This is a genomic window from Zunongwangia sp. L-65, assembly GCF_056859415.1.
The window spans coordinates 49,732-70,161 of the sequence record NZ_JBSXOK010000070.1 but is presented as its reverse complement, the minus strand read 5'-3'; the positions used below and the strand labels follow the sequence as shown (position 1 = coordinate 70,161).

The 20,430-nt window shown below is 36.0% G+C and carries 17 protein-coding genes; 6 read left to right on the top strand and 11 right to left on the bottom strand.

Annotated features, from left to right (window positions below):
• Positions 1–220: 220 nt before the first annotated feature.
• The 6 genes from AC13DP_RS15320 to AC13DP_RS15295 all read right to left on the bottom strand — a co-directional run bounded on the left by AC13DP_RS15320 (position 221) and on the right by AC13DP_RS15295 (position 8,572).
• Positions 221–1,618, bottom strand: coding sequence for an efflux transporter outer membrane subunit (locus AC13DP_RS15320; RefSeq protein WP_013069804.1), 1,398 nt, complete (start codon positions 1,616–1,618; stop codon positions 221–223).
• Between the two features lie 7 nt (positions 1,619–1,625).
• Positions 1,626–4,766 carry an efflux RND transporter permease subunit gene (locus AC13DP_RS15315; RefSeq protein ID WP_013069805.1) on the bottom strand — a complete coding sequence of 1,047 codons (3,141 nt, stop codon included), beginning with the start codon at positions 4,764–4,766 and terminating at the stop codon, positions 1,626–1,628.
• Positions 4,767–4,785: 19 nt separating this feature from the next.
• Positions 4,786–5,922, bottom strand: coding sequence for an efflux RND transporter periplasmic adaptor subunit (locus AC13DP_RS15310; protein WP_013069806.1), 1,137 nt, complete (start codon positions 5,920–5,922; stop codon positions 4,786–4,788).
• Positions 5,923–5,941: 19 nt separating this feature from the next.
• Complete coding sequence (locus tag AC13DP_RS15305) at positions 5,942–6,394, bottom strand: GbsR/MarR family transcriptional regulator (protein WP_483068068.1); 453 nt, start codon at positions 6,392–6,394, stop codon at positions 5,942–5,944.
• 111 nt (positions 6,395–6,505) lie between these two features.
• A complete protein-coding gene (locus tag AC13DP_RS15300; RefSeq protein ID WP_013069808.1) occupies positions 6,506–7,333 on the bottom strand; it encodes a phospholipase A in 828 nt (275 codons plus the stop codon).
• A gap of 174 nt (positions 7,334–7,507) precedes the next feature.
• Entirely contained in the window at positions 7,508–8,572 is a 1,065-nt protein-coding gene (locus AC13DP_RS15295) for an isoaspartyl peptidase/L-asparaginase family protein (protein ID WP_013069809.1), read from the bottom strand.
• A gap of 249 nt (positions 8,573–8,821) precedes the next feature.
• On the opposite strand from AC13DP_RS15295, the gene AC13DP_RS15290 reads away from it, so the two are divergent.
• Positions 8,822–9,364, top strand: coding sequence for a 3-hydroxyanthranilate 3,4-dioxygenase (locus AC13DP_RS15290; protein WP_041578510.1), 543 nt, complete (start codon positions 8,822–8,824; stop codon positions 9,362–9,364).
• 33 nt (positions 9,365–9,397) lie between these two features.
• Entirely contained in the window at positions 9,398–10,951 is a 1,554-nt protein-coding gene (gene amaB, locus AC13DP_RS15285) for an L-piperidine-6-carboxylate dehydrogenase (RefSeq protein WP_013069811.1), read from the top strand.
• Between the two features lie 119 nt (positions 10,952–11,070).
• On the opposite strand, the gene AC13DP_RS15280 is transcribed toward amaB, so the two are convergent.
• Positions 11,071–12,759 carry a DUF1186 domain-containing protein gene (locus AC13DP_RS15280; RefSeq protein WP_013069812.1) on the bottom strand — a complete coding sequence of 563 codons (1,689 nt, stop codon included), beginning with the start codon at positions 12,757–12,759 and terminating at the stop codon, positions 11,071–11,073.
• Positions 12,760–12,885: 126 nt separating this feature from the next.
• On the opposite strand from AC13DP_RS15280, the gene AC13DP_RS15275 reads away from it, so the two are divergent.
• The 3 genes from AC13DP_RS15275 (at position 12,886) to AC13DP_RS15265 (ending at position 14,949) form a co-directional block, all read left to right on the top strand.
• Complete coding sequence (locus AC13DP_RS15275; protein ID WP_272957229.1) at positions 12,886–13,740, top strand: helix-turn-helix domain-containing protein; 855 nt, start codon at positions 12,886–12,888, stop codon at positions 13,738–13,740.
• A 333-nt stretch (positions 13,741–14,073) separates the two neighbouring features.
• Positions 14,074–14,748, top strand: a complete 675-nt coding sequence (locus tag AC13DP_RS15270; protein WP_272957230.1) for a tetratricopeptide repeat protein — start codon at positions 14,074–14,076, stop codon at positions 14,746–14,748.
• 33 nt (positions 14,749–14,781) lie between these two features.
• A complete protein-coding gene (locus tag AC13DP_RS15265) occupies positions 14,782–14,949 on the top strand; it encodes a tetratricopeptide repeat protein (RefSeq protein ID WP_272957231.1) in 168 nt (55 codons plus the stop codon).
• 11 nt (positions 14,950–14,960) lie between these two features.
• Here the strand turns inward: AC13DP_RS15265 and AC13DP_RS15260 are convergent, their stop codons facing one another.
• Both AC13DP_RS15260 and AC13DP_RS15255 read right to left on the bottom strand, forming a co-directional pair.
• Entirely contained in the window at positions 14,961–15,686 is a 726-nt protein-coding gene (locus AC13DP_RS15260) for a LytR/AlgR family response regulator transcription factor (protein ID WP_339809534.1), read from the bottom strand.
• Positions 15,687–15,694: 8 nt separating this feature from the next.
• Positions 15,695–16,726: a sensor histidine kinase gene (locus tag AC13DP_RS15255; protein WP_228250841.1), complete on the bottom strand. Its 1,032-nt coding sequence runs from the start codon at positions 16,724–16,726 to the stop codon at positions 15,695–15,697.
• Between the two features lie 273 nt (positions 16,727–16,999).
• Here AC13DP_RS15255 and AC13DP_RS15250 point away from each other — a divergent pair, with 273 nt between their 5' ends.
• Positions 17,000–19,390 carry a TonB-dependent receptor gene (locus AC13DP_RS15250; protein ID WP_483068067.1) on the top strand — a complete coding sequence of 797 codons (2,391 nt, stop codon included), beginning with the start codon at positions 17,000–17,002 and terminating at the stop codon, positions 19,388–19,390.
• Positions 19,391–19,504: 114 nt separating this feature from the next.
• On the opposite strand, the gene AC13DP_RS15245 is transcribed toward AC13DP_RS15250, so the two are convergent.
• Together AC13DP_RS15245 and AC13DP_RS15240 are read right to left on the bottom strand one after the other, a co-directional pair.
• A complete protein-coding gene (locus AC13DP_RS15245; RefSeq protein ID WP_483068066.1) occupies positions 19,505–20,089 on the bottom strand; it encodes a PhnA domain-containing protein in 585 nt (194 codons plus the stop codon).
• 127 nt (positions 20,090–20,216) lie between these two features.
• Positions 20,217–20,417 (bottom strand): hypothetical protein, encoded by a 201-nt coding sequence (locus AC13DP_RS15240; RefSeq protein WP_483068065.1) that lies wholly within the window; start codon positions 20,415–20,417, stop codon positions 20,217–20,219.
• Positions 20,418–20,430: the final 13 nt, after the last annotated feature.

Here is a 20,430-nt window from a genome sequence, read left to right as displayed (position 1 = left end):
AGCCACTAAGAAGTGGTCAATGCCTATCAGGAACTGGGGCATTATCTTAAATCAGTTCCTTACGATCTATGAAAAAAGGGTCAGACTTTAAAAAGTCCAACCCCTGTTATTTTAACTTTACACACTTTGCGGGATAGTGTCGAAATAATGCGATAAAACAGCCCCGAATTTTTTTAAATCCGGGGCTATTTCCAACAATTAACAAATAACAAGATTCAAACTATTGCCATCCTCCCCCAAGTGCCTGGTATAAATTCACCATCGAATTTAATTGTGAATACTTAGCGTTGATCAAGTCTAATCTAGAGTTTAACGCATTTTCTCTTGCCGTTAAAACTTCTAAATAATTGGCTAAACCATTATCTAACAATTCTTGCGAATAATTAGTTGCGGTTTCATAAGCACTATATTCTTTTTCTTTTATTTCAATTTTATCGCTTGCCGCTTCATAATTATATAAAGCATCGGCCACTTCTTTTGTAGCCGTTAAGAAAGCTTGTCTAAACTGAAGTCTAGCTTGTTCTTGTTGCGCTTGTGAAGCTTCGTATTGCGTTTTTATTTGTCTACGCTGAAAAATGGGTTGCGTAATACCTCCTACAATCGTGGCAAATAATGAATTGGTATCTATAAGCTCTCCCAAATCTAAAGATTGAAAACCTCCTGTTGCTGTTAATGTTAATGAAGGATAGAAATTAGCTCGGGCAACATTGGTCATTTCAAAAGCATTTACCAAGCCATATTCTGCCTGAATTACATCGGGTCTGTTTCTCAATAATTGTGCAGGAACTCCGGTTTTTAATTCGGTTTCAATTGTTTGATCGGCTAAAACACTTCGGTTAATGTCTTGTGGTTCTTTACCTAATAAAATAGACATCGTGTTTTCTAATAATCGAATTTGATTATTAATATCTACCAATAAAGCTTGGGCTGTATAAAGCTGCGCTTCGGTTTGTTTTACACCAACTTCAGTAATGTTTCCGGCTTCTTTTAAAGCTTTGTTGGTTTCTAAACTTTTTTCTCGGTTTTCAATTGTTCTCTCGGTGACTTTACGTTGCTCGTCTAACGAAAGCAATTGATAATACGTAGAAGCAATGTTAGAAATAAGCGTAGTTTTTACCGCTTGGTGTGCGGCCACGCTTTGTAAATAAGAAGCTTCGTAAGCTCTTTTTTGACTTCTAATTTTTCCCCAAATATCGGCTTCCCAAGAAAGATCTGCACTAATTTCATATTGATCTAACGAAGAGAAGAAACCTCCAAACTGGCTATTTGATGAAAGCTCTTGGCGAGTTACCGACGCATTTCCTGTAATTGAAGGAAAATAACCGGCTTTTCCTTGCTTCAAGTAAGCTTCAGCATATAGTATTTGCTGAAGCGCTACTCGAATATCAATATTGTTTTGAAGGCCTTCTTCAATATGATTTTGCAAAATAGGATCGGTAAACATATCTCGCCAAGAAACATTGGCCATTGTTAGGCTGTCTTGCGGAATACTGTCGGTTCTAAAGTTTTCTTCTTCTATAATATCAGGCTGTTCATAATCTTTAGCTACAAAACAAGATTGTAAGCTTAAGACGACTAGCGATAGCCCGATAAATTTAAATTTTATTAAAAATTTCATAGCAATTTTATTCTTGGTTATTAGTGTTAACAGCCTCTGGCTTTTTACCAATTTTTTCCTGTAACCATTGGAAAAGGATAAACAACATTGGGATTACAAATACTCCTGTAATTGTACCAATTAATAAACCTCCGGCTGCTCCGGTACCAATAGCACGGTTACCTTCGGCACCTACACCACTTGCTAATACCAATGGCATTAATCCTAGAATAAAAGCAAAAGAGGTCATTAAAATTGGTCGTAACCTGGCTTTGGCGCCATCTATAGCAGCATCTACAATGCTTTCTCCACGTTTTCGTCGTTGGATGGCAAACTCTACAATTAAAATCGCGTTTTTAGCAAGCAGACCAATTAACATAATTAATGCAATTTGGAAATAGATGTCATTCTGAAGTCCTGCAAGTTTAGTCGTTAAATAAGCACCAAATACTCCTAATGGTAAGGAAAGCAATACCGAAAGCGGTAATAAATAACTTTCGTATTGTGCTGCCAATAAGAAATAAACAAACACTATAGAAAGTAAAAATATAGTCGTGGTTTGGTTACCGGCATTTACTTCCTCTCTTGTTAATCCTGAATAAGCAGTCCCGTAGTTACCTGGTAATGTAGAAGCTACTTCTTCTATCGCAGTAATCGCATCACCAGAACTGAATCCGGGATTGGTGGCTCCTGTTAGCTTAGTAGAATTAAACAGGTTGAACCTGGTTACCGATTGCGGCCCATAAACCCTTTTAAGAGTTACAAACTGCGTAATAGGAGACATTTCGCCACTTTCAGTACGAACATACAATCTATTTAAATCACTTTTAGTGGCCCTGTCTTGCGGAAGTGCCTGTACATATACACGGTATTGTTTACCAAATCTTGAAAAATCGGCAGCATAAATTCCTCCAATATAGCCTTGTAAGGTCGAGAAAATCTCACTTACCGAAACTCCTTTATCTTTGGCTAAAGGTACATTCAGATTAATTTCGTACTGTGGATATTTTGTATTGAACGATGACTGCGCATATTGAATTTCGGGGCGCTGCATCAGCTTTCCTATAAATTCCTGGTTGGCCGCATCTAATTCTTCAAAACTTGAACCTGAGCGATCCAATAGATTCACTTCAAACCCGGCAGAGTTCCCAAAACCTGGAATACTTGGTGGGGCAAAGAAAATAATATTCGCCTCTGGAATGGTGGCTGCAATACCAAATAATTTTCCGGTAATTGCTTTTAGCGAAAGTTCATCGGTATCACGTTCTTCCCAATCTTGTAGTTTTACAAAGCCTAGACCATAGTTACTACCGGCACCACTAATTAAACTTCGTCCATTAATTACAGATACGCCTTCAACACCAGGTATATCTTTTATTTTTTGATAAAGCTCATTATTCACTTGAGACGTTCTATCAATAGAAGCCCCGGCGGGTAATTCAACATTTACAAATAACAAACCTCTATCCTCATCAGGAACAAAGCCGGTAGGAGTGGTGGAAGAAGTCCACCAAATACCTGCTACTGCCAGGATAAGGATGAGCGCACTAATCCATTTATTTTTGTATAAAAACTGAAGTGATTTACCATAGCGATTAATAGTCGCATTAAAACCACGGTTAAACGCTGCATAAAATTTTTGCAGGAAGTTTTTCTTTTTATCTTCTTTTTCGTTGTGGGTTTTTAAAAATAATGCACACAATGCGGGACTTAAAGTCAATGCGTTAACTGCCGAAATAAAGATGGCAACAATCAACGTAATCCCAAATTGTTCGTAGAAAACACCTGTGGGTCCTGTGATAAATGTTACCGGAATAAATACCGCTGCCATCACTAAAGTAATGGAAACAATTGCTCCAGAAATTTCGTGCATCGCATCTAGAGTGGCATTTTTCGCATTATCGGCGCCTTCATCTATTTTTGCGTGCACTGCTTCTACCACTACAATGGCATCATCTACCACAATACCAATAGCCAGTACCAGGGCAAATAGGGTAAGCAGGTTAATGGAATAACCAAACAGGTTTAAGAAAAAGAAAGTACCAATAATAGAAACGGGAACCGCAATTGCCGGAATTAAAGTAGATCTAAAATCCTGAAGGAAAATAAACACCACAATAAAAACCAGTATAAATGCTTCAACCAGCGTATGTACTACTTTATCTATAGAAGCATTTAAGAAATTATTGGTATCGTAAGGAATATAAATTTCTATCCCTTCGGGAAGATTGGCTTCAATGTCCTCTAATTTTACTTTGATAGTTTGAATAATATCACGTGCATTAGATCCTTTGGTCTGAAAAATAGCCATATTCACCGCAGGATTTCCTTTAGTCATAGAACCGCCGTTATAGGATTGTGCATCCAATTCTATTTCGGCAACATCCTTTAACCGTAAATATTCACTATCTCCTAAAGCCTTGATGATAATGTTTTTGTATTCCTTTTCTGTTTTAAAACGTCCGCTGTACTTAATAGTGTAAGAAAAAGCTTCCCCGTTATTTTCACCAAGCGCACCGGCAGCTGCCTCTAAACTTTGTTCATTAAGCGCTGCAATTACATCTGAAGGGACTAAATTATAGGCGGTTAATTTTTCGGGTTGCAACCAGATTCGCATAGCGTAATCCTTTTGCCCAAATACGTTTACGTTACCAACGCCATTTACCCTTTGGATTTCAGGAATAACATTTATTTTTAAGTAATTCTGAATAAATGTATCATCGTAATCTTTATTAGTACTATAAAAAGACAAGAACATTAAGGCACTGGTCTGTTGCTTTTGAGTAGTAACCCCGGTTTGTTTAACTTCGGCAGGGAGTAAAGGGTTGGCCCTGGCCACCCGGTTTTGTACGTTTACCGCTGCGATATCCGGATCTATTTCCTGATCGAAAAAAACGGTGATTTCAGCCGTACCGTTATTGGTAGCGGTAGAGGTAAGATAAGTCATTCCCTCTACACCATTTATCTGTTCTTCAATAGGAACGATTACACTTTCCAAAATCGTTTCAGCATTGGCCCCCGGATAACTTGTAGAAACCGTAATGGTTGGGGGCGCAATATCGGGATACTGGGTAATTGGTAAAGCTGTTAAGCCCAATACACCAAGTATAACTAATAAGATAGAAACTACCGTAGATAATACGGGTCTCTCTATAAATGTTTTAAGCATAATTTATTTCTTCAGCAATTTATTTAAATATTTTTTCGATAGGTTCTGCTATGCTGTCAAAAGGCAAAGGCTGTGGTTTAATTTCAGAGCCGGGTCTAATTTTAGAGACTCCTTTTGCAACAATTTTATCGCCTTGTTTTATTCCGCTTTCAACGATGTACAAACTGCCAATTTCATCTTTAGTTTTAATGGCAGAAGAAGTTACTTTGTTATCTTCCCCTACTTTCATCACCATAATGCTTCCCTGCTGTTCAAACGTGGCAGACTGTGGTACTACAACGGCATCTTTATAAACTTCGGGAATAAGAATGCTTCCGCTATTTCCATTGGTTAAAATTCTGGAAGAATTGTCAAATACCGCTCTAAAAGAAACAGTACCTGTGTTAGCGTTTACCTGAGAATTTATGGTTTCTATTCTTCCTTCTTCAGAATACATCGTGCCATTAGCTAATCTTAATTTTACGTTGGGAAGGTTTTTAATTATCTCGTCAAAAGATTCTCCTCTTTTATTCTGAAGAAAATTAAGATAGTCGGTTTCATTCATAGAGAAGTAGGCATACACTTTACTAATATCAGCTACGGTAGTTAAAGGTTGTTGGCTGGTAGGGCTAACTAAAGCACCTTCCCTTAACCTAATGGAGCCTACATAACCATCTACGGGGCTTTTAATATTCGCATAGCCTATATTGGCCGCAATACTATTATAACTGCTTTTTGCTTGTTGTAATTTTGCTTTTGCCGTTTCTAACTGCACCTCACTAATAATATCTTTTTCTACCAGCGGTTTAAGTTTGTCTACTTCAACCTGAGCTGCATTTACATTGGCCTGAGCGGCTTGGGCGTCTTGATTTAAGGATTGGGTTTCCAGTTTAAAAAGGATTTGCCCTTTTTTTACTTTTTCACCTTCATCAACCATCACTTTGTTAATGTAGCCCGATACTTTAGCACGTATTTCACTGTTTACAATACCTTCTATATTTACCGGGTAAGAGGTGTTCCCTTCTACAGTTTTAGTGATTATTTCTATTACAGGATAGGGTTTGGCCTGTTGAGCCTGGGCACCAGCTGCCTGTTGTGATTTTTCACTATCATTACCACAAGATATAAGAAGCAGGATGCCAGCTAATAAACTTATATTTAATATTGATTTTCTCATTTTTATACGTAGGTTATATTTATTGATTTTTAAATTTTGACATTTTCTCTATAGTATCTTTCATATTTCCTTGCTGTTTAATTAAATAAGCCCGAAAAAGTACAGAAATAACTCCGTGCTCTTCATACTTATGTTGGTTATAAAGTGAATTGAATTCTGTAATTTTATTTATCAAAGCAATCTCTTCCTTCACTCGTTCCAAATCTTCTTTTAATGTATTTATCAGGTAGCTTTTGCTCGCTCTAAAATATCTTTTACGGTCGCCAGATTTAGTAAAATATTCTACCTTTTTGAGTTGAAGCAGAAGATTAAGTTGAGTAGAAACAGAGCTTTTACTGGCACAAGTCATTTCTAATATTTCGTCAAACGTATGTCCGTCATAGGGCGATAATATCATAATAGCATATATTCTTGCAGCTAGAGGAGACATTTGCTTGGCTTTTTCAAAATGAAGCCCAACTTCTTCTATCAATTTTTTCTTCTCTTCAGAACAACATTCCATACCTTGAATTTTATTATTCGGTTTGCAAAAATACGATTGGTTCGGAATTAACCGAACTAACTAAACTTAAAAAAAAGTTAATTATTTTCTAGCGCGTAGAAAATCGAATTCGTTGCTCTTTAAAAGAAAACCAATACGTATCACACTGCGGTACCTATCGTATTCAATAAGGTTTTCGTCATAACCGGTGAACCATTCTAATACGAGAAACTGGTTAACGCTATTAAAAGGATTGTAAAGAATTCTAGGTCTTGCCGCTCCTTTCCAGTCTAGAGAAAGTCCTTTTTGAAGCATTAGTTGCGCATAAAGTCTATTTGGGATAAACTCATAATCAAAATTTAACTGACCGTATCCAGAGTAATCCATAAGGTCTGGATTACTCTCTTTGTAGTAAAAAGGCAGCCAGGCTTTCACTCCTGCCACAAGTTTTTTAGAAATTGCCCAGTGATATTCTAAAGAAACAAAATTCCAGCTACGAGAATAGATACTGTCTCGACCATTCGATTCGTGCTCTAAAGCTAGCGTAGCCAATGAATTCACTTTATTCGATTTATCGTAGAAATATTTAGAATACGCAATCCCAGGATTGAAATTAATTTCTTTAAAAGGGCTGGAAAATTCGTAGATGTTCCAGAAAGCCTTTTGTGTGTATTTCAAAAATAAATAAGAATCCTGGGGCACTTTTTTTCTAAAAAGTAATTGCTTAAAACTTACCTGGTATTTAGCATCTGCAGTTTTTTTGCTAATTCCGGTATGCGTAGGAACTCCGGTAATAAAATAATTGTCTTTATGAATGGTAAAAGATGGAATCGTCTTTACACTATCCTGTAATTCTTCTTTTGTAAGTCGTTGTGCATAAACAGGTTTAAGTAGAAAACAGAAAGTAAATAAAGCAAAGAGGATTTTCATCAAAATAGAATTCAATTGTTGAGGTTGACTTTAAAAATAACAGTAAAAACCGATTTTTGAAAGTTTTAGAACCAGTTTTGCAAATTTAGGGCTTCGATTTTATTTATAGATTGGTTTAACAAATAAAAAAGCCCTGAAAAAAACAGGGCTTAAATCTATATTTTTAAGCTGAAATTATTCGCCGTAAATACCAATTTTTAATTCACCTTTCTTATTCATTGTCGCTCGGTACATCCCGGCGGTATTAAATTCCATCGCTACATTACCATCGTGATCTATGGCAATGATTCCGCCATCGCCACCCATCTCTGGTACTTTTTTCTGAATAACCTCAGCTGCCGCTTCCTGTAAGCTCAATCCTTTATATTCCATTAATGCTGAAATATCGTAAGCTACAACGCCACGTATGAAGAATTCTCCCCAACCGGTAGATGATACCGCACAAGTTGCGTTGTTAGCGTAAGTCCCGGCACCGATAATGGGAGAATCGCCAATTCTATTCCATTTTTTATTGGTCATCCCGCCGGTAGAAGTTCCCGCTGCAAGATTTCCGTTTTTATCCAAAGCAGCGCAGCCTACGGTTCCAAATTTCGAATCTTTTATAAAACTGTCGTAATTGGCAGCCGTTTTATTTCCTGATTTTTCCCTTTCACGTTCTTTTACTTTTTGTAAACTTTTAAAACGATTTTCGGTATAAAAATAACTCGGATCTACAATTTCCAATCCGCGTTGTGTGGCAAATTCTTCAGCACCTTTTCCTGCAAGTAGCACATGCTCTGAATTTTCCATCACCTCATAAGCTAGATTGATAGGATTTTTTATATTAGTGACTCCGGCCACTGCCCCTGCATTTAAGGTTTTACCGTCCATAATCGAGGCATCCAGTTGATTGGTTTCGTCGTTGGCAAAAACCGCTCCTTTGGCCGAATTAAATAGTGGAGAGTCTTCCATCACATTTATAGTTCGTTGTACTGCTTCGATCGCTGTCCCGCCATTTGCTAAAATTTCGTGACCTGTTCTTATGGCTTCTTCCAGTTTGGTTTTATAGGCCTTTTCCAGAGAATCACTCATATTTTCTTTTAATATCGTTCCGGCGCCCCCGTGGATTACAATCCCAAAATTAGGAATATCGTCCTGTGGTTTCGCTTCTGAAGTAAAAGCAGGAGTGGTTTCTTTTTCTGAAGTGTTACCGCAGGCTATAAAAACAAAAATGCTAAGTAGAAGAAGTAGATTTTTCATCAAAAATTAATTTAGAAGGTCTGAATTTATATAAATTAATTGAATTGCTTAATAAATCAGGATAGGAATAATAGTAAAAAAGCGTACAGATTACGGAGAATGTAAAGGGAAGTGATTTTGGTCGTATATAAAAATTTACAAAAAGACGTAAAATGAAAGATAGTTTAGTACACAGGAATGCCCAGATATTTATCGATTTTTGGGGTTCTTTTGTTCATATTGTGTAATTTTAGGTTCAAAAATTATATTATGGCTGTAGCTAAACCTTTTAATCTTACCAAGTGGATCGAAGAGAACCGCGATACGTTAAAACCACCAGTTGGAAACCGAAATTTATACAGAGAAGCAGATGATTATATCGTGATGATCGTTGCCGGGCCAAATGCCAGAAAGGATTATCACTATAACGAAACTGAAGAATTATTTTACCAGCTGGAAGGGAATATCGAAGTTCATATTCAGGATGAAGGTGTGAAAAAAACCATGAAATTAGGGCCTGGAGATATGTATTTAAATCCGGCTAAAGTACCACATTCACCAGTTCGTCACGAAAATTCTTTAGGATTGGTGGTAGAGCGTAAACGAGTGGATTTGCCGGGCGAAGATGGCTTGTTATGGTTTTGTGATCATTGTAATCATAAATTGCACGAGGTTTATTTTCCGCTAGAAGATATCGAAAAAGACTTTTTAAAACACTTTAAAGACTTTTATGCTAGTGAAGACTTAAGAACCTGCGATAATTGTGGTGAGGTAATGCCAACCGATCCTCGCTTTGTGGCAGACGAAGATTAAGCATTTGAGCAAACAAACCACACGCACATAAAAATGAGTCAAATCGCAAAAGATTTTGGAATTGATAAAGCCTTAGAAGAATTAGGGCTTCAAGATATAAACAACGGAACTTCGACCGGGAAAGATTTCTTTTCTGGCGGAGAAATTATCGAATCTTACTCTCCGGTTGATGGAGCTTTGATAGGAAAAGTAAAAGCTACCACGCCTGAAGATTACGAAAAAGTGATCACTACGGCTGAAAAAGCTTTTAAGGAATGGCGAACAATGCCTGCTCCGCAACGAGGTGAAATTGTTAGAAAATTTAATGACGAATTACGCCGACTTAAAGAACCACTGGGAAAATTGGTTTCTTACGAAATGGGAAAATCCTATCAGGAAGGTTTAGGTGAGGTACAGGAGATGATCGATATCTGTGATTTTGCGGTAGGATTATCAAGACAATTACACGGTTTAACGATGCATTCTGAACGTCCTGGACACAGAATGTACGAGCAATACCATCCATTAGGAGTTGTTGGAATTATTTCAGCGTTTAACTTTCCGGTCGCAGTTTGGTCTTGGAATACGGCTTTAGCCTGGGTTTGTGGTGATGCCTGTATCTGGAAAGGTTCAGAGAAAACTCCGCTTACCTCGGTAGCTTGCCAGAATATCGCTGCTCGTGTTTTTTCTGAAAACGGAGTGCCAGAAGGTATTTCCTGTTTGATCACCGGTGATTATAAAGTAGGTGAGTTGATGACCAAGGATGAGCGAATTCCGCTAATATCTGCAACGGGTTCTACCAGAATGGGAAAAACCGTAGCGAAAGAAGTGGCCGGGCGTTTAGGGAAATCGCTTTTAGAATTAGGCGGAAATAACGCCATTATCGTCACTCCAGATGCGAATATTAAAAACACCGTGATCGGTGCGGTTTTTGGAGCGGTAGGAACTTGCGGACAGCGTTGTACTTCTACGCGAAGATTAGTTGTACACGAAGATGTTTACGATAAAGTGAAAAATGCGATTGTAGATGCTTACCAGCAAATTAAGATCGGGAATCCGTTAGATGAAAATAATCACGTTGGGCCGCTAATCGATAAAGATGCGGTAAAAAATTATCAGGCTGCTTTAGAGAAAGTGGTTGAAGAAGGCGGAAAAGTTTTAGTTGAAGGTGGCGTTTTAGAGGGCGAAGGTTACGAAAGCGGTTGCTATGTAAAACCCGCGATTGCTGAAGCTGAAAATCATTTTGAGATCGTACAACACGAAACTTTTGCACCCGTGCTTTATATTATGAAATATAAAGGCGATGTGAGTAACGCGCTAGAATTACAAAACGGCGTTCGTCAAGGACTTTCTTCAGCGATTATGACGAATAATTTACGGGAAGCCGAACGTTTCTTATCGGTTGAAGGTTCAGATTGTGGAATTGCCAATGTAAATATTGGAACTTCTGGAGCTGAAATTGGTGGCGCTTTTGGTGGTGAGAAAGAAACCGGTGGTGGTCGTGAAAGTGGTTCTGATGCTTGGAAAGTGTATATGCGCAGACAAACCAACACGATTAATTACACTACTGAATTACCATTAGCGCAAGGAATTAAGTTTGATCTGTAAATCCTTTACTAAGGGATTTTAAATATAAAATATCTACAAGCTGTTAGAGAACTTGTAGCAAATCATCTAAACCTCACAGGTTTCTAAAACCTGTGAGGTTTTTTTAATAAAAAGAAATGCTATTTTTTATTCAAGCAGCACTTTTTGTATTTCTTTCCACTTCCACAGGGACAAGGATCATTTCTTCCTGGTTCTTTTTGTTTTATAATCGGTTGTTGATCTTCGTTATTCATTATTAGATGCTGAAATGCTTCTTCATCAAAAGGAACATCGTCCATATCAAAGTCATCTTCCGGTTCTTCATCCTCGAAAAAACGATCATACAAGCTAAAGTCATCATCCTCTAGTTCTTCATCAAAGTCATTAAACTCTTTTTCTAAATAAGCTTCATAGTCTGCCTTCCAGATTTCATATTTCTTAAACAGATCAGCTTTTGGCAGCTTTGCCTGTTCACTGATAAATTCGGGTTTTTTAAAAGCTTCTTCAATACTGTCAAATTCACCATTTATGCTTTTGGCAACTAAATTTAACTGGTAAAGTTCCTTGATCTGCGGGAGTAATTCTTCCATCCGCAAATCTATGATATCAGCAATGATAAGTCCGTAGGCTTCGTGATCAATTAAGTTTTCATTCTGCTTTTCTGCAATAAAATAGAGCAGCAGGTCTTTATAATGGGATTGGATACTTTCCCTTAATGCTGATTTTTCGTTTGCTAAAAACGCAATTCCTTCAGAGACGTATGATTTGGAAAGCCCATAAAGATTAGGGGTTTTTAGAAAGTCGAAAAATTGTTGCAGGTTATTTTCTCCAAATGTAAAAAGGATCGAAGCAACAACATTGTTTGCAAAATCCCCAAAATATATTTCATAAAAATCTTCATCCTGTTTTAGGATCTCAAAAATTTCTGGTAATGCCTGTTCAGCATTTAATTCTTCCAGTATGAATAAAGTATGTATGGGAAAGAGGAGAAGGTCCATTTCATCATCTTCCATAAAGTAGTCATAACGTGCAATGCTATCGTTTAGTAATTTTTTTAAATCTTCTATAAGGGGTTCGCGCTCCAGTTTAAGGATGGTTTCTAATTTGTTTTTAGGAAAATCGTAATCTTCCTCATATAGCCACTGCATTTGTATAGGGAAATTAAAAACAGGAGCCTTATCGGTTTGCAGGTGCGAACGCCTATCAGTTACTGCTGGGGAGTGGTATTCTTCGTTTTCTCGTTGTTTTCTTTCTGCCGCTTTTATAAGCATAAATTGTTTTATTCGGTCTTGTGCATATTCCGTTTTAGGATGATCTGGGGCAACTTTTACCATCATATCTACCCTCATTTCAGCTTGTTCGATCTCGTCTTGTGCCAAAAAATATAAAACCGATATTTGATTAAAAGCGATAAACTCTTCAATATGAAATTCTTCACGATTGGGATAAAGTGATTTTAGCTCCATCATTTCGCCCAAAACCTCCGGGATTTTCTCTAATTGATCGTTTTCTAAATATTCCGCAGCCAAATTAAGACGCCCAAACAAATAATTGGGATGCTCTTTTACCAACCAGCGGTTGGCTTTAAACGCCTGTTCCATTTCTCCCCGTTCTTTATGTAGCGTGGCCAAAAAGTTTTTTAAAGCGGGCACCCGTGGATATTGCTTAATAAGTCGGGGCAATTTTTTTAGCAGGTATCCTTTGCCTTTAAGAACATCGGGGTGTATGCTTTCAAGAATTTCACGTATTTTTGAAGTAATATGGTTTTCATTGTCCAATAATTCGTGATCTGAACTTATAGTATAAGATTGGAGCTGGTATTGAAGCATTTTTTATCTCTTTTTGGTTATTCAAATTTAAATATAATATTATCGAGATTTACGCCAAATTGAAAACAATTGAATAGGTTTTAAAAATCGTAGAGGTTTTTTAATTTGGCTATATTTGTACTTCTTATGTTTGTTGGAGTTATGGCTACAGCTACTTTTTTCACTTGTAAACCTTCAACAAAACTTCAACCATACATTGCCTATTATTATTTTCATGAATCTGATGATGAAGATTTTCAGCAATCGTTCACCTATTATCCGCATTATAAAAATGCACTTACCATATATAAAAATGTGGATTATAATATTTTGCCAGATTTTTCTGTTGAGGTTTCTTCAGCTAAGAAAGATTCTTTGAAGGTTGTTTATTCTAAGCTGTACCAAAATCTAGGACGAGTGAGAATAAATGGGAAATTCGTGAAAATCGGAGTAGTTTTTCAGCCTTTGGGAATTCAGCATTTTATAAAAGAAGTTTATAGTGAGGTTTTTTCTAAGCCCATAAATTTCACTAATCCTTTTGGTTTGAAATTCAATGAAGTTTTGGATCAAGTATTTTTAACTTCAATTATTTCAGAAAAAGCGAATTTGTTAGATAAATTTTTTCAACAACAATGCCTGGGATTTGAAGAAGAAAGAATTATTGGAGCTGTGAATAAAATTATAGAAAGTAAAGGTATGATTTCAGTTTCAGCCTTGGCCAGAGATTTAGATATTCATCGTAAAACTTTACTTCGGTTGTTTCAAAAGCATCTCGATTGCTCGGTTGAAGAATATCGGAAATTAGTCCGCTTCCGCTTTGCTTTAGAGAAAATTCAGCAACAAAATAATATCAATCTTACTACGGTTTCTGCAGAACATTACTACGACCAGTCAGACTTTATTAAGCAGTTTAAAAAGCTTACCCAATTATCCCCAAAAAAGTTTATGGCAGCAGTCAGTAAATTGGGGGATGAGGATACCTTTTGGAACTTTTATAGCTAGTTGTCCCAATAGTACAATTTTTTAAATAGTGTGGCTTCTATTTTTGCTGAAAAGTAATCGATGAGGCCTTCTCTTTTTATTCTGGTTTTCACTTTAAGTGGTTTAGTCGCTGCGCAAGACTATGAGGAAAAGCTCTATTTACCGGATAGTTTGGTGTATGATCAAAAAAAGGAATTATGATCGAAAGTTGATAATAACTAATCTCCAGCAACATTACAATAGTAAAGCACTTTGGGTTGCGGAAATTTAAATAGAATGATAAGTATTTAAGCAGAATTTGTAACAAAATCTTTTATCAATCGTGTAAATAGAAGGAGCATAAAACATAATAAAATGAATAATATTTATTTCAGTTTAATTTTACTAGTAGTAATTAGTAGTGGTTTTGCCCAAACCAATCCAGAATTACAAAAAATGGCAGATGCCGATCAATCAGAAAGAATGTCGGGAAATATCAATTGGGTCGAGCTTAATAAAAAAGATAGTATTCGATTGGCTAAAGCCACGCAGCTTTTTAACGATGGTGAATTAGAAACTGCGCAAGATTATTATAATGCCGGGATTATTTTTCAGCACGGTAAAGACACTATTGCATCAAAAATGGCAGTAGAAAGTTTTAAAAAAGCAATTGAAATGGATTCTACTTTAAACCGTTGGTGGTACGCTGCTGCGGTAGATCGAGATTTGATGCGCCGAGAAGAGCCACAAATTTATGGAACTCAATATGTGAGTAACTCTTCTACTAACGGAAAACTTAAAAGATATAAAATAGATACCACTAAAATTACCGATAAAGAACGTATCTATTATCGGGTAGAAACTCTTGAAGAGCAAAAACAAAAAGAGCGTATAATGAATTTGAAAAGTATATTCTCTTTTTATGTTGAAAATAGTTCAATCGAAAAAACTATTGCTTTAATTAAGAATGAAAAGGCGAAAGGAAAAACAAGTGTTTATAATGTTTCTGAAAGTGCGATCAATAGTTTTGGTTATCAATTAATGGGATAAAATAAGTTAGATGAGTCTTTAAAAGTATTAAAGTTGAATACAGAATTATATCCTAAAGCAGCAAATACTTGGGATAGTTATGGTGAAATATTACTGAAGTTAGGCAAAGAAAAAGAAGGCATAAAAGCCTATAAGAAATCTTTAGCATTAGACCCAAATAACGAAAATGCGAAAAATATAATTCGTAAAAGTGAAGATTAATATCGTTGTTTTTATAGTTTTCGTTGGTGGATAGCTTCAAAAAAACCATGTTTATAAGTATCGCCTAATGGAAGGTCTTTGCCATCGATCCATACCTCATAGTTATCTGTTTTTTCAATTTTATCTAAAGCCACGATATACGATTTATGCACTTGAATAAAACTATGTTCGGGAAGGCTTTCCTGTATACTTTTTAAGGTACTATAGGTTACTATTTGTTCGTTTTTAGTATGGATGACAACATAATTTTTTATACTTTCTAAATAAAGAATATCGGGCAGAGCCACTTTTTGAAACCGGTTTTTACCATCGGTTTTTACAAAAAAATAATCCTGAGTGGGAGCTATTAAACCATCCAAAGGGGTGGTTTGATGGCGTTCTTTTATCTTTTCAATAGCTTCGATAAATCTTGGAAAAGCAATGGGCTTTAATAAATAATCTATTGCGTTTACCTGAAATCCTTCAACGGCAAATTGAGCGTAAGCGGTGGTGAAAATAATATAGGGAGAATAGTTGATAAGCTTAGAAAGCTGTATTCCCGTTAAATCCGGCATTTGAATATCCAAAAAAAGAATATCCGGCTTTTTTAGTTGTATTTCGTTTAAAGCCTCCAGGGATTTATTGCTGCTTCCCAAAAGGCTAAGCACCTCCAGCTGTTGGATGAATTTTTCCAGTATGCGCACTGCAGGTGGTTCATCATCAATAATATAGCAGGTAAAACTTTTATTTCTCATCATTTAAATTATCAACGGGTCAATGGAAATTGAAGAAATACTTTAAAATAATTTTTCTCTTCGTCAATGTTTAAGGTATAGGTCTTTCCAAAAATTAAATCAAGGCGTTGTCGTATATTTTTATATCCAATCCCTTTTTCATCATAATTATCCCCGGCCTTTACCGCATTTTTTACTTCCATTTTTAAATACATATTATCAATACTTATGTCTAGCCATACCGGCTGTAGAGGGTCATCTAGAATACCATGCTTAAACGTGTTTTCTATAAAATGGATGAGCAGTAAAGATGGTATTTGATATTCTCCTGGATTTTCGGGAAAACGGCTTTCTATGTATAGTTTATTATCAAAACGACGTTCAAAAAGGGCGATATAATGCTGTAAGAATGTGAGCTCGCCTTTTAATGGAACCATTTCAGTGTCATTTTCGTAGGTGATGTAGCGTAGCATTTCAGAAAGCTTAAGAATGTCGTTACTTAAATTTAAATCTACTTCCAAAGCATCGGCATAAAAACTGTTTAGAGTGTTGAATAAAAAATGCGGACTCAATTGCGATTTCAGTACTCTAAGTTCAGCTTGCTTTTTATCTAATTGAAGCTGATGGAGTTCCTGATTCACAGTTAATAAATATTTTACGCCATAAAACACTAAACTAAGGAGGATAATCCTAAAGGCATAATATGAATTATCGTAAATGTAGAATAACCATCGGCGGGAGTAATCACTATAATTGTGGGCACCGGTGATCTGGTAAATAATGACTTCTTCTATAACATATCGAATTCCCGCAAACAAAAAAATAGAAATAACTATCCCTCCAATTAATTTTAACCATCTTTTTTGTGGGATAGTATAGGGAGCAACTCCTAAATACACCCAATAAAAAATGAGCGCCTGTAAAAAAAAGAAACCTATTTTGTGAAGTAGTAACCACAGGCTAAAGGTCTCATATTTTCCCAAGAGAAATTCAAAGTACAAATCCATTCCCACAAAAAGTCCCCAAAAGAGAAGATGATAACGTATTTCCTGTTTTTCGTTCATAAATATGGAGGTGTTTCTTAACTCGATGATCCAGATTAAATGCTCCCAGGCTTGCCTAGAGGTAATTTACGAACATAAAGATAATATAGCTTCCCGATTAAGGATCCTGTATAAACGTTTTCCTTTAAAATAAAGGATGAATCTGTAATATTATACAACAAAACTTTTTAATAAGAATTTTAATGGGATGGTGTTGTGATAAAGGCGTTTGGTCAGCTCCTGAGTTTTGATTGCTAAGCTTGGATTACTCTTGTACTCATAAAACCGAAAATTATGAGAACTATTCTACATGTGTTATGTTTTTGTTTCGCTTGTATTCAACTACACGCGCAACATCAGATAAATGGAAAAATTATAGATAAAAAAACCGGAGAAGCTTTAGCCTATGCTAATGTTTTGATAAAAAACCCAGATAACAAGAGTATTATAACTTATGCCTATTCTAATGAAAAGGGAGTTTTTATACTGGAAGATATCGAATTGGATGTAATATTGTTAGAAGTAGACATGATGGGATACCAGCCTTACCATACAATTTTAGAAGGTGATGCCTTACATATTGAACTTGAGATTAGATTAACGGAAGATACCAGCCAGTTGGAAGAAGTAAATATAATTGCTAAAAAGAAGGCGATACGAATTAGTGGAGATAAAATGATTTTTAATTTAGAAAAATTGGGGATTATTACCAGTAGTAATGGCCTGGAAGCCTTAAGGCAGCTCCCCGGCGTGAGTTTAGATAAAGATGAAAATGTTCAGTTTCGTGGAAATGCAGATGTGCAGCTAATGATAAACGGTAAACCTACTTTATTAAAAGGCGATGCTTTACGAGAGTATATTAGGTCTTTAAGCGGACAAAATATTGAGAATGTTGAAATTATTGCTCAGCCTTCTGCCCGTTATGACGCTTCTGGAACAGCAGGGATTATCAATATTAATCTGAAACAACCCAAAGCAGCTTCTTTTATTGGAAATGTATATTCCTCTGTGGGGTATGCAGAATATTTTAAAAACAGAAATGGATTGAATCTTTACTATAATGATTCCAAATGGAATATCAACCTGGGTGCTAATTATAATAGGAATAATAGTGTTAATCACCGGAATATTACACAAACCATTCAGTTAGAAGATTCTATAAAAGTACTGGACCAGCAAAACGAATGGTTACCCAAAACCATATCAAAAAACTTTACAGCAGGTATAGAACGCAATTTTTCGAAAAATCATAAAATAAGCACTGCTTTTAATTATGCTAATTCACATTCCAGTGAACTTACTCTTGGAACTACTAATGAATATGGGAACGATAATTTGTACCGACAGGTAAAGCTTCGAAAAGAGATCAAAGAACCAACCAAAAATACGAGCGGGAATTTGTTTTATAATTATATCTCTGATAGTTTGGACACGCAGTTGGATGTCCAGTTAAATTATGCTGATTACGAAAAAAGCCAAGAAGGACTTTTGCAAAATACGTATCCTATAAATCCCACTCCTCAAAATGAATTTTTATTGGATATTTTTGAAGAAATCCATTATAAATTATTGACAGCCCAGGCAGATGGTCAACATCGCTTTTCGAAACAATTAAAATTGGAAAGTGGTGCGAAACTCTCTAGAATCAAGATGAATTATAGCAGTGATTATGCCGCAAACGATAGCTCTCAATTATTTATACCAGAGGATTTGCTTACCAATAACTTTACCTATAAAGAACAGCTGTTTTCTGCTTATATACAGGGAAGTTATCAATTGGGAAAATGGAATGTGCTGACAGGAATCCGTGCAGAATACATAGATTATTCTGGTTTTTCTGAACAATTAAATCAAACAAATAGCAATAATTATATTGCCTGGTTTCCTTCGATGTCTATTAATTATGAAAAAGAAAACCATCAATACAGGTTAAGCTATAGCCGGCGAATAGGGAGACCAAATTATTTAGATTTAAACCCCTATTATCAATATCTGGATCCTTACACCTTAGAAATCGGAAACCCCGCATTGCAACCACAGTTTTATCATAGCTTTGAAGTTAATTATATTTATAAAAATGCAATGAGTGCCAGCTTATATGGTAATTTCTATAATGATCAACTCACCTCCGTAATCGATTATCGGGATAACGAAAATTATAACCTGTTATTTACGGCTAATGGGGCAACAGGTAACCGCCTGGGTATTTCTTTAAACCTCCCTTTTGAACCTGTGGATTGGTGGAATTTTCAGTTTAGCTTTGATGGCTATCATACAAGGGAAGAGTCCAAAATTGTCAATTTTAGTTACGATCGTTCTGGTTTTGGATATAGTATGGAAATGTACCATAACCTTACCTTAAAAGATAATTGGACGCTTAATGCATCTGGTTTTTATAGCGGAAGGTCTCAAAGTGGGAATAGTGTAATGAATCCTCTCTATGATATTAGTGTTAACGTGAAAAAAATGTTATTTGATGATAAGTTGAAGTTAGAATTAGGCTGTCAGAATATCTTAAAAAAATCAATGTGGAATTCTGTTATCCAGCAAGATAACGTGACAACACATTGGATAAATCGTTGGGAAACCCGTAAGTTTGTATTTGGTGTTACTTATAATTTTGGAAAAGGAACATCTAAAAAGGTGAAATCTACCTCACTTCAGGAAGAAAGCAGTAGGATGTAAATTTTTGTTACAGCGATTTCAATCCATTTCTGGTTTTTATAAAATCGAGGATAAGGAGGTTAATAATGCAAACGCTAAAAACCAATACGTAAAGAAAACAAAGTAGCCTTAAGACTACTTTGTTTTCTTTACGTATTGGGTGAGAATTACAATTTGTTGGCCTTCTACACGGCCTTCAATTTGTTCTGCGTTATCCCAAACCACAGAAATGCGATGTACGGGCGTTCCCCTTTTTGCGGTGAAATTAGCCCCTTTTACATCTAAATCTTTTATAAGTACTACAGAATCACCATCTGCAAGAATATTGCCGTTACTGTCTTTGTGAATGATTTTTTCTGATTCATCCTGAGCATCTTCCGTAGCTTTTGCCCATGCTAAAGCATCTTCATCCAGGTACATCATTTCCAGTAAATCCTGCGGCCAGCCTTCAGCCCGTAATCTGTTTAGCATTCTCCAGGCTACAATTTGCACCGGTAAATGTTCATTCCACATACTGTCATTTAAACAACGCCAGTGGTTAGGTTCTACTTTTTCAGGATCTTCGATTTGCGCTACACAGGTTTCGCAGGCTAAAATAGAATCTTCTAAGGTCCCTTCTGAAGTTGGCGGTACCTGATAAATTTGCAAGTCGTGCTCGTAACCACATAATTCACATTTGTGACCACTACGGTCTACTAATTTTTTTTCAAGTACGCTCATTTTCTAAAAATTTTTGCAAAAATACATTTTATTTCCGCTTGTAAGCTAGAATACTAAATTTTTGACATTTTGAATAAATTTAGATATTGAAAACATATTTAAAATTAGAGGGGAATACCATCAATTTTTAAAGCTGATTCTTTTCGTTAAACTCAAGGATTTGATTGATCCAGTTTGAGGTGTTTTGCAGGTATAGCTCTGGTGTGATGCCTTTCTTTTCGTATTGGTTTAATTTACCGTTTTTATGTTTGGTTGAAAAATTAACGCTGAATTCTGGGCATTTTGTTTTTGCTGAAAAAGACTGGTTTCCGTAGCCATATGCTAACATTCCACGTGAATTT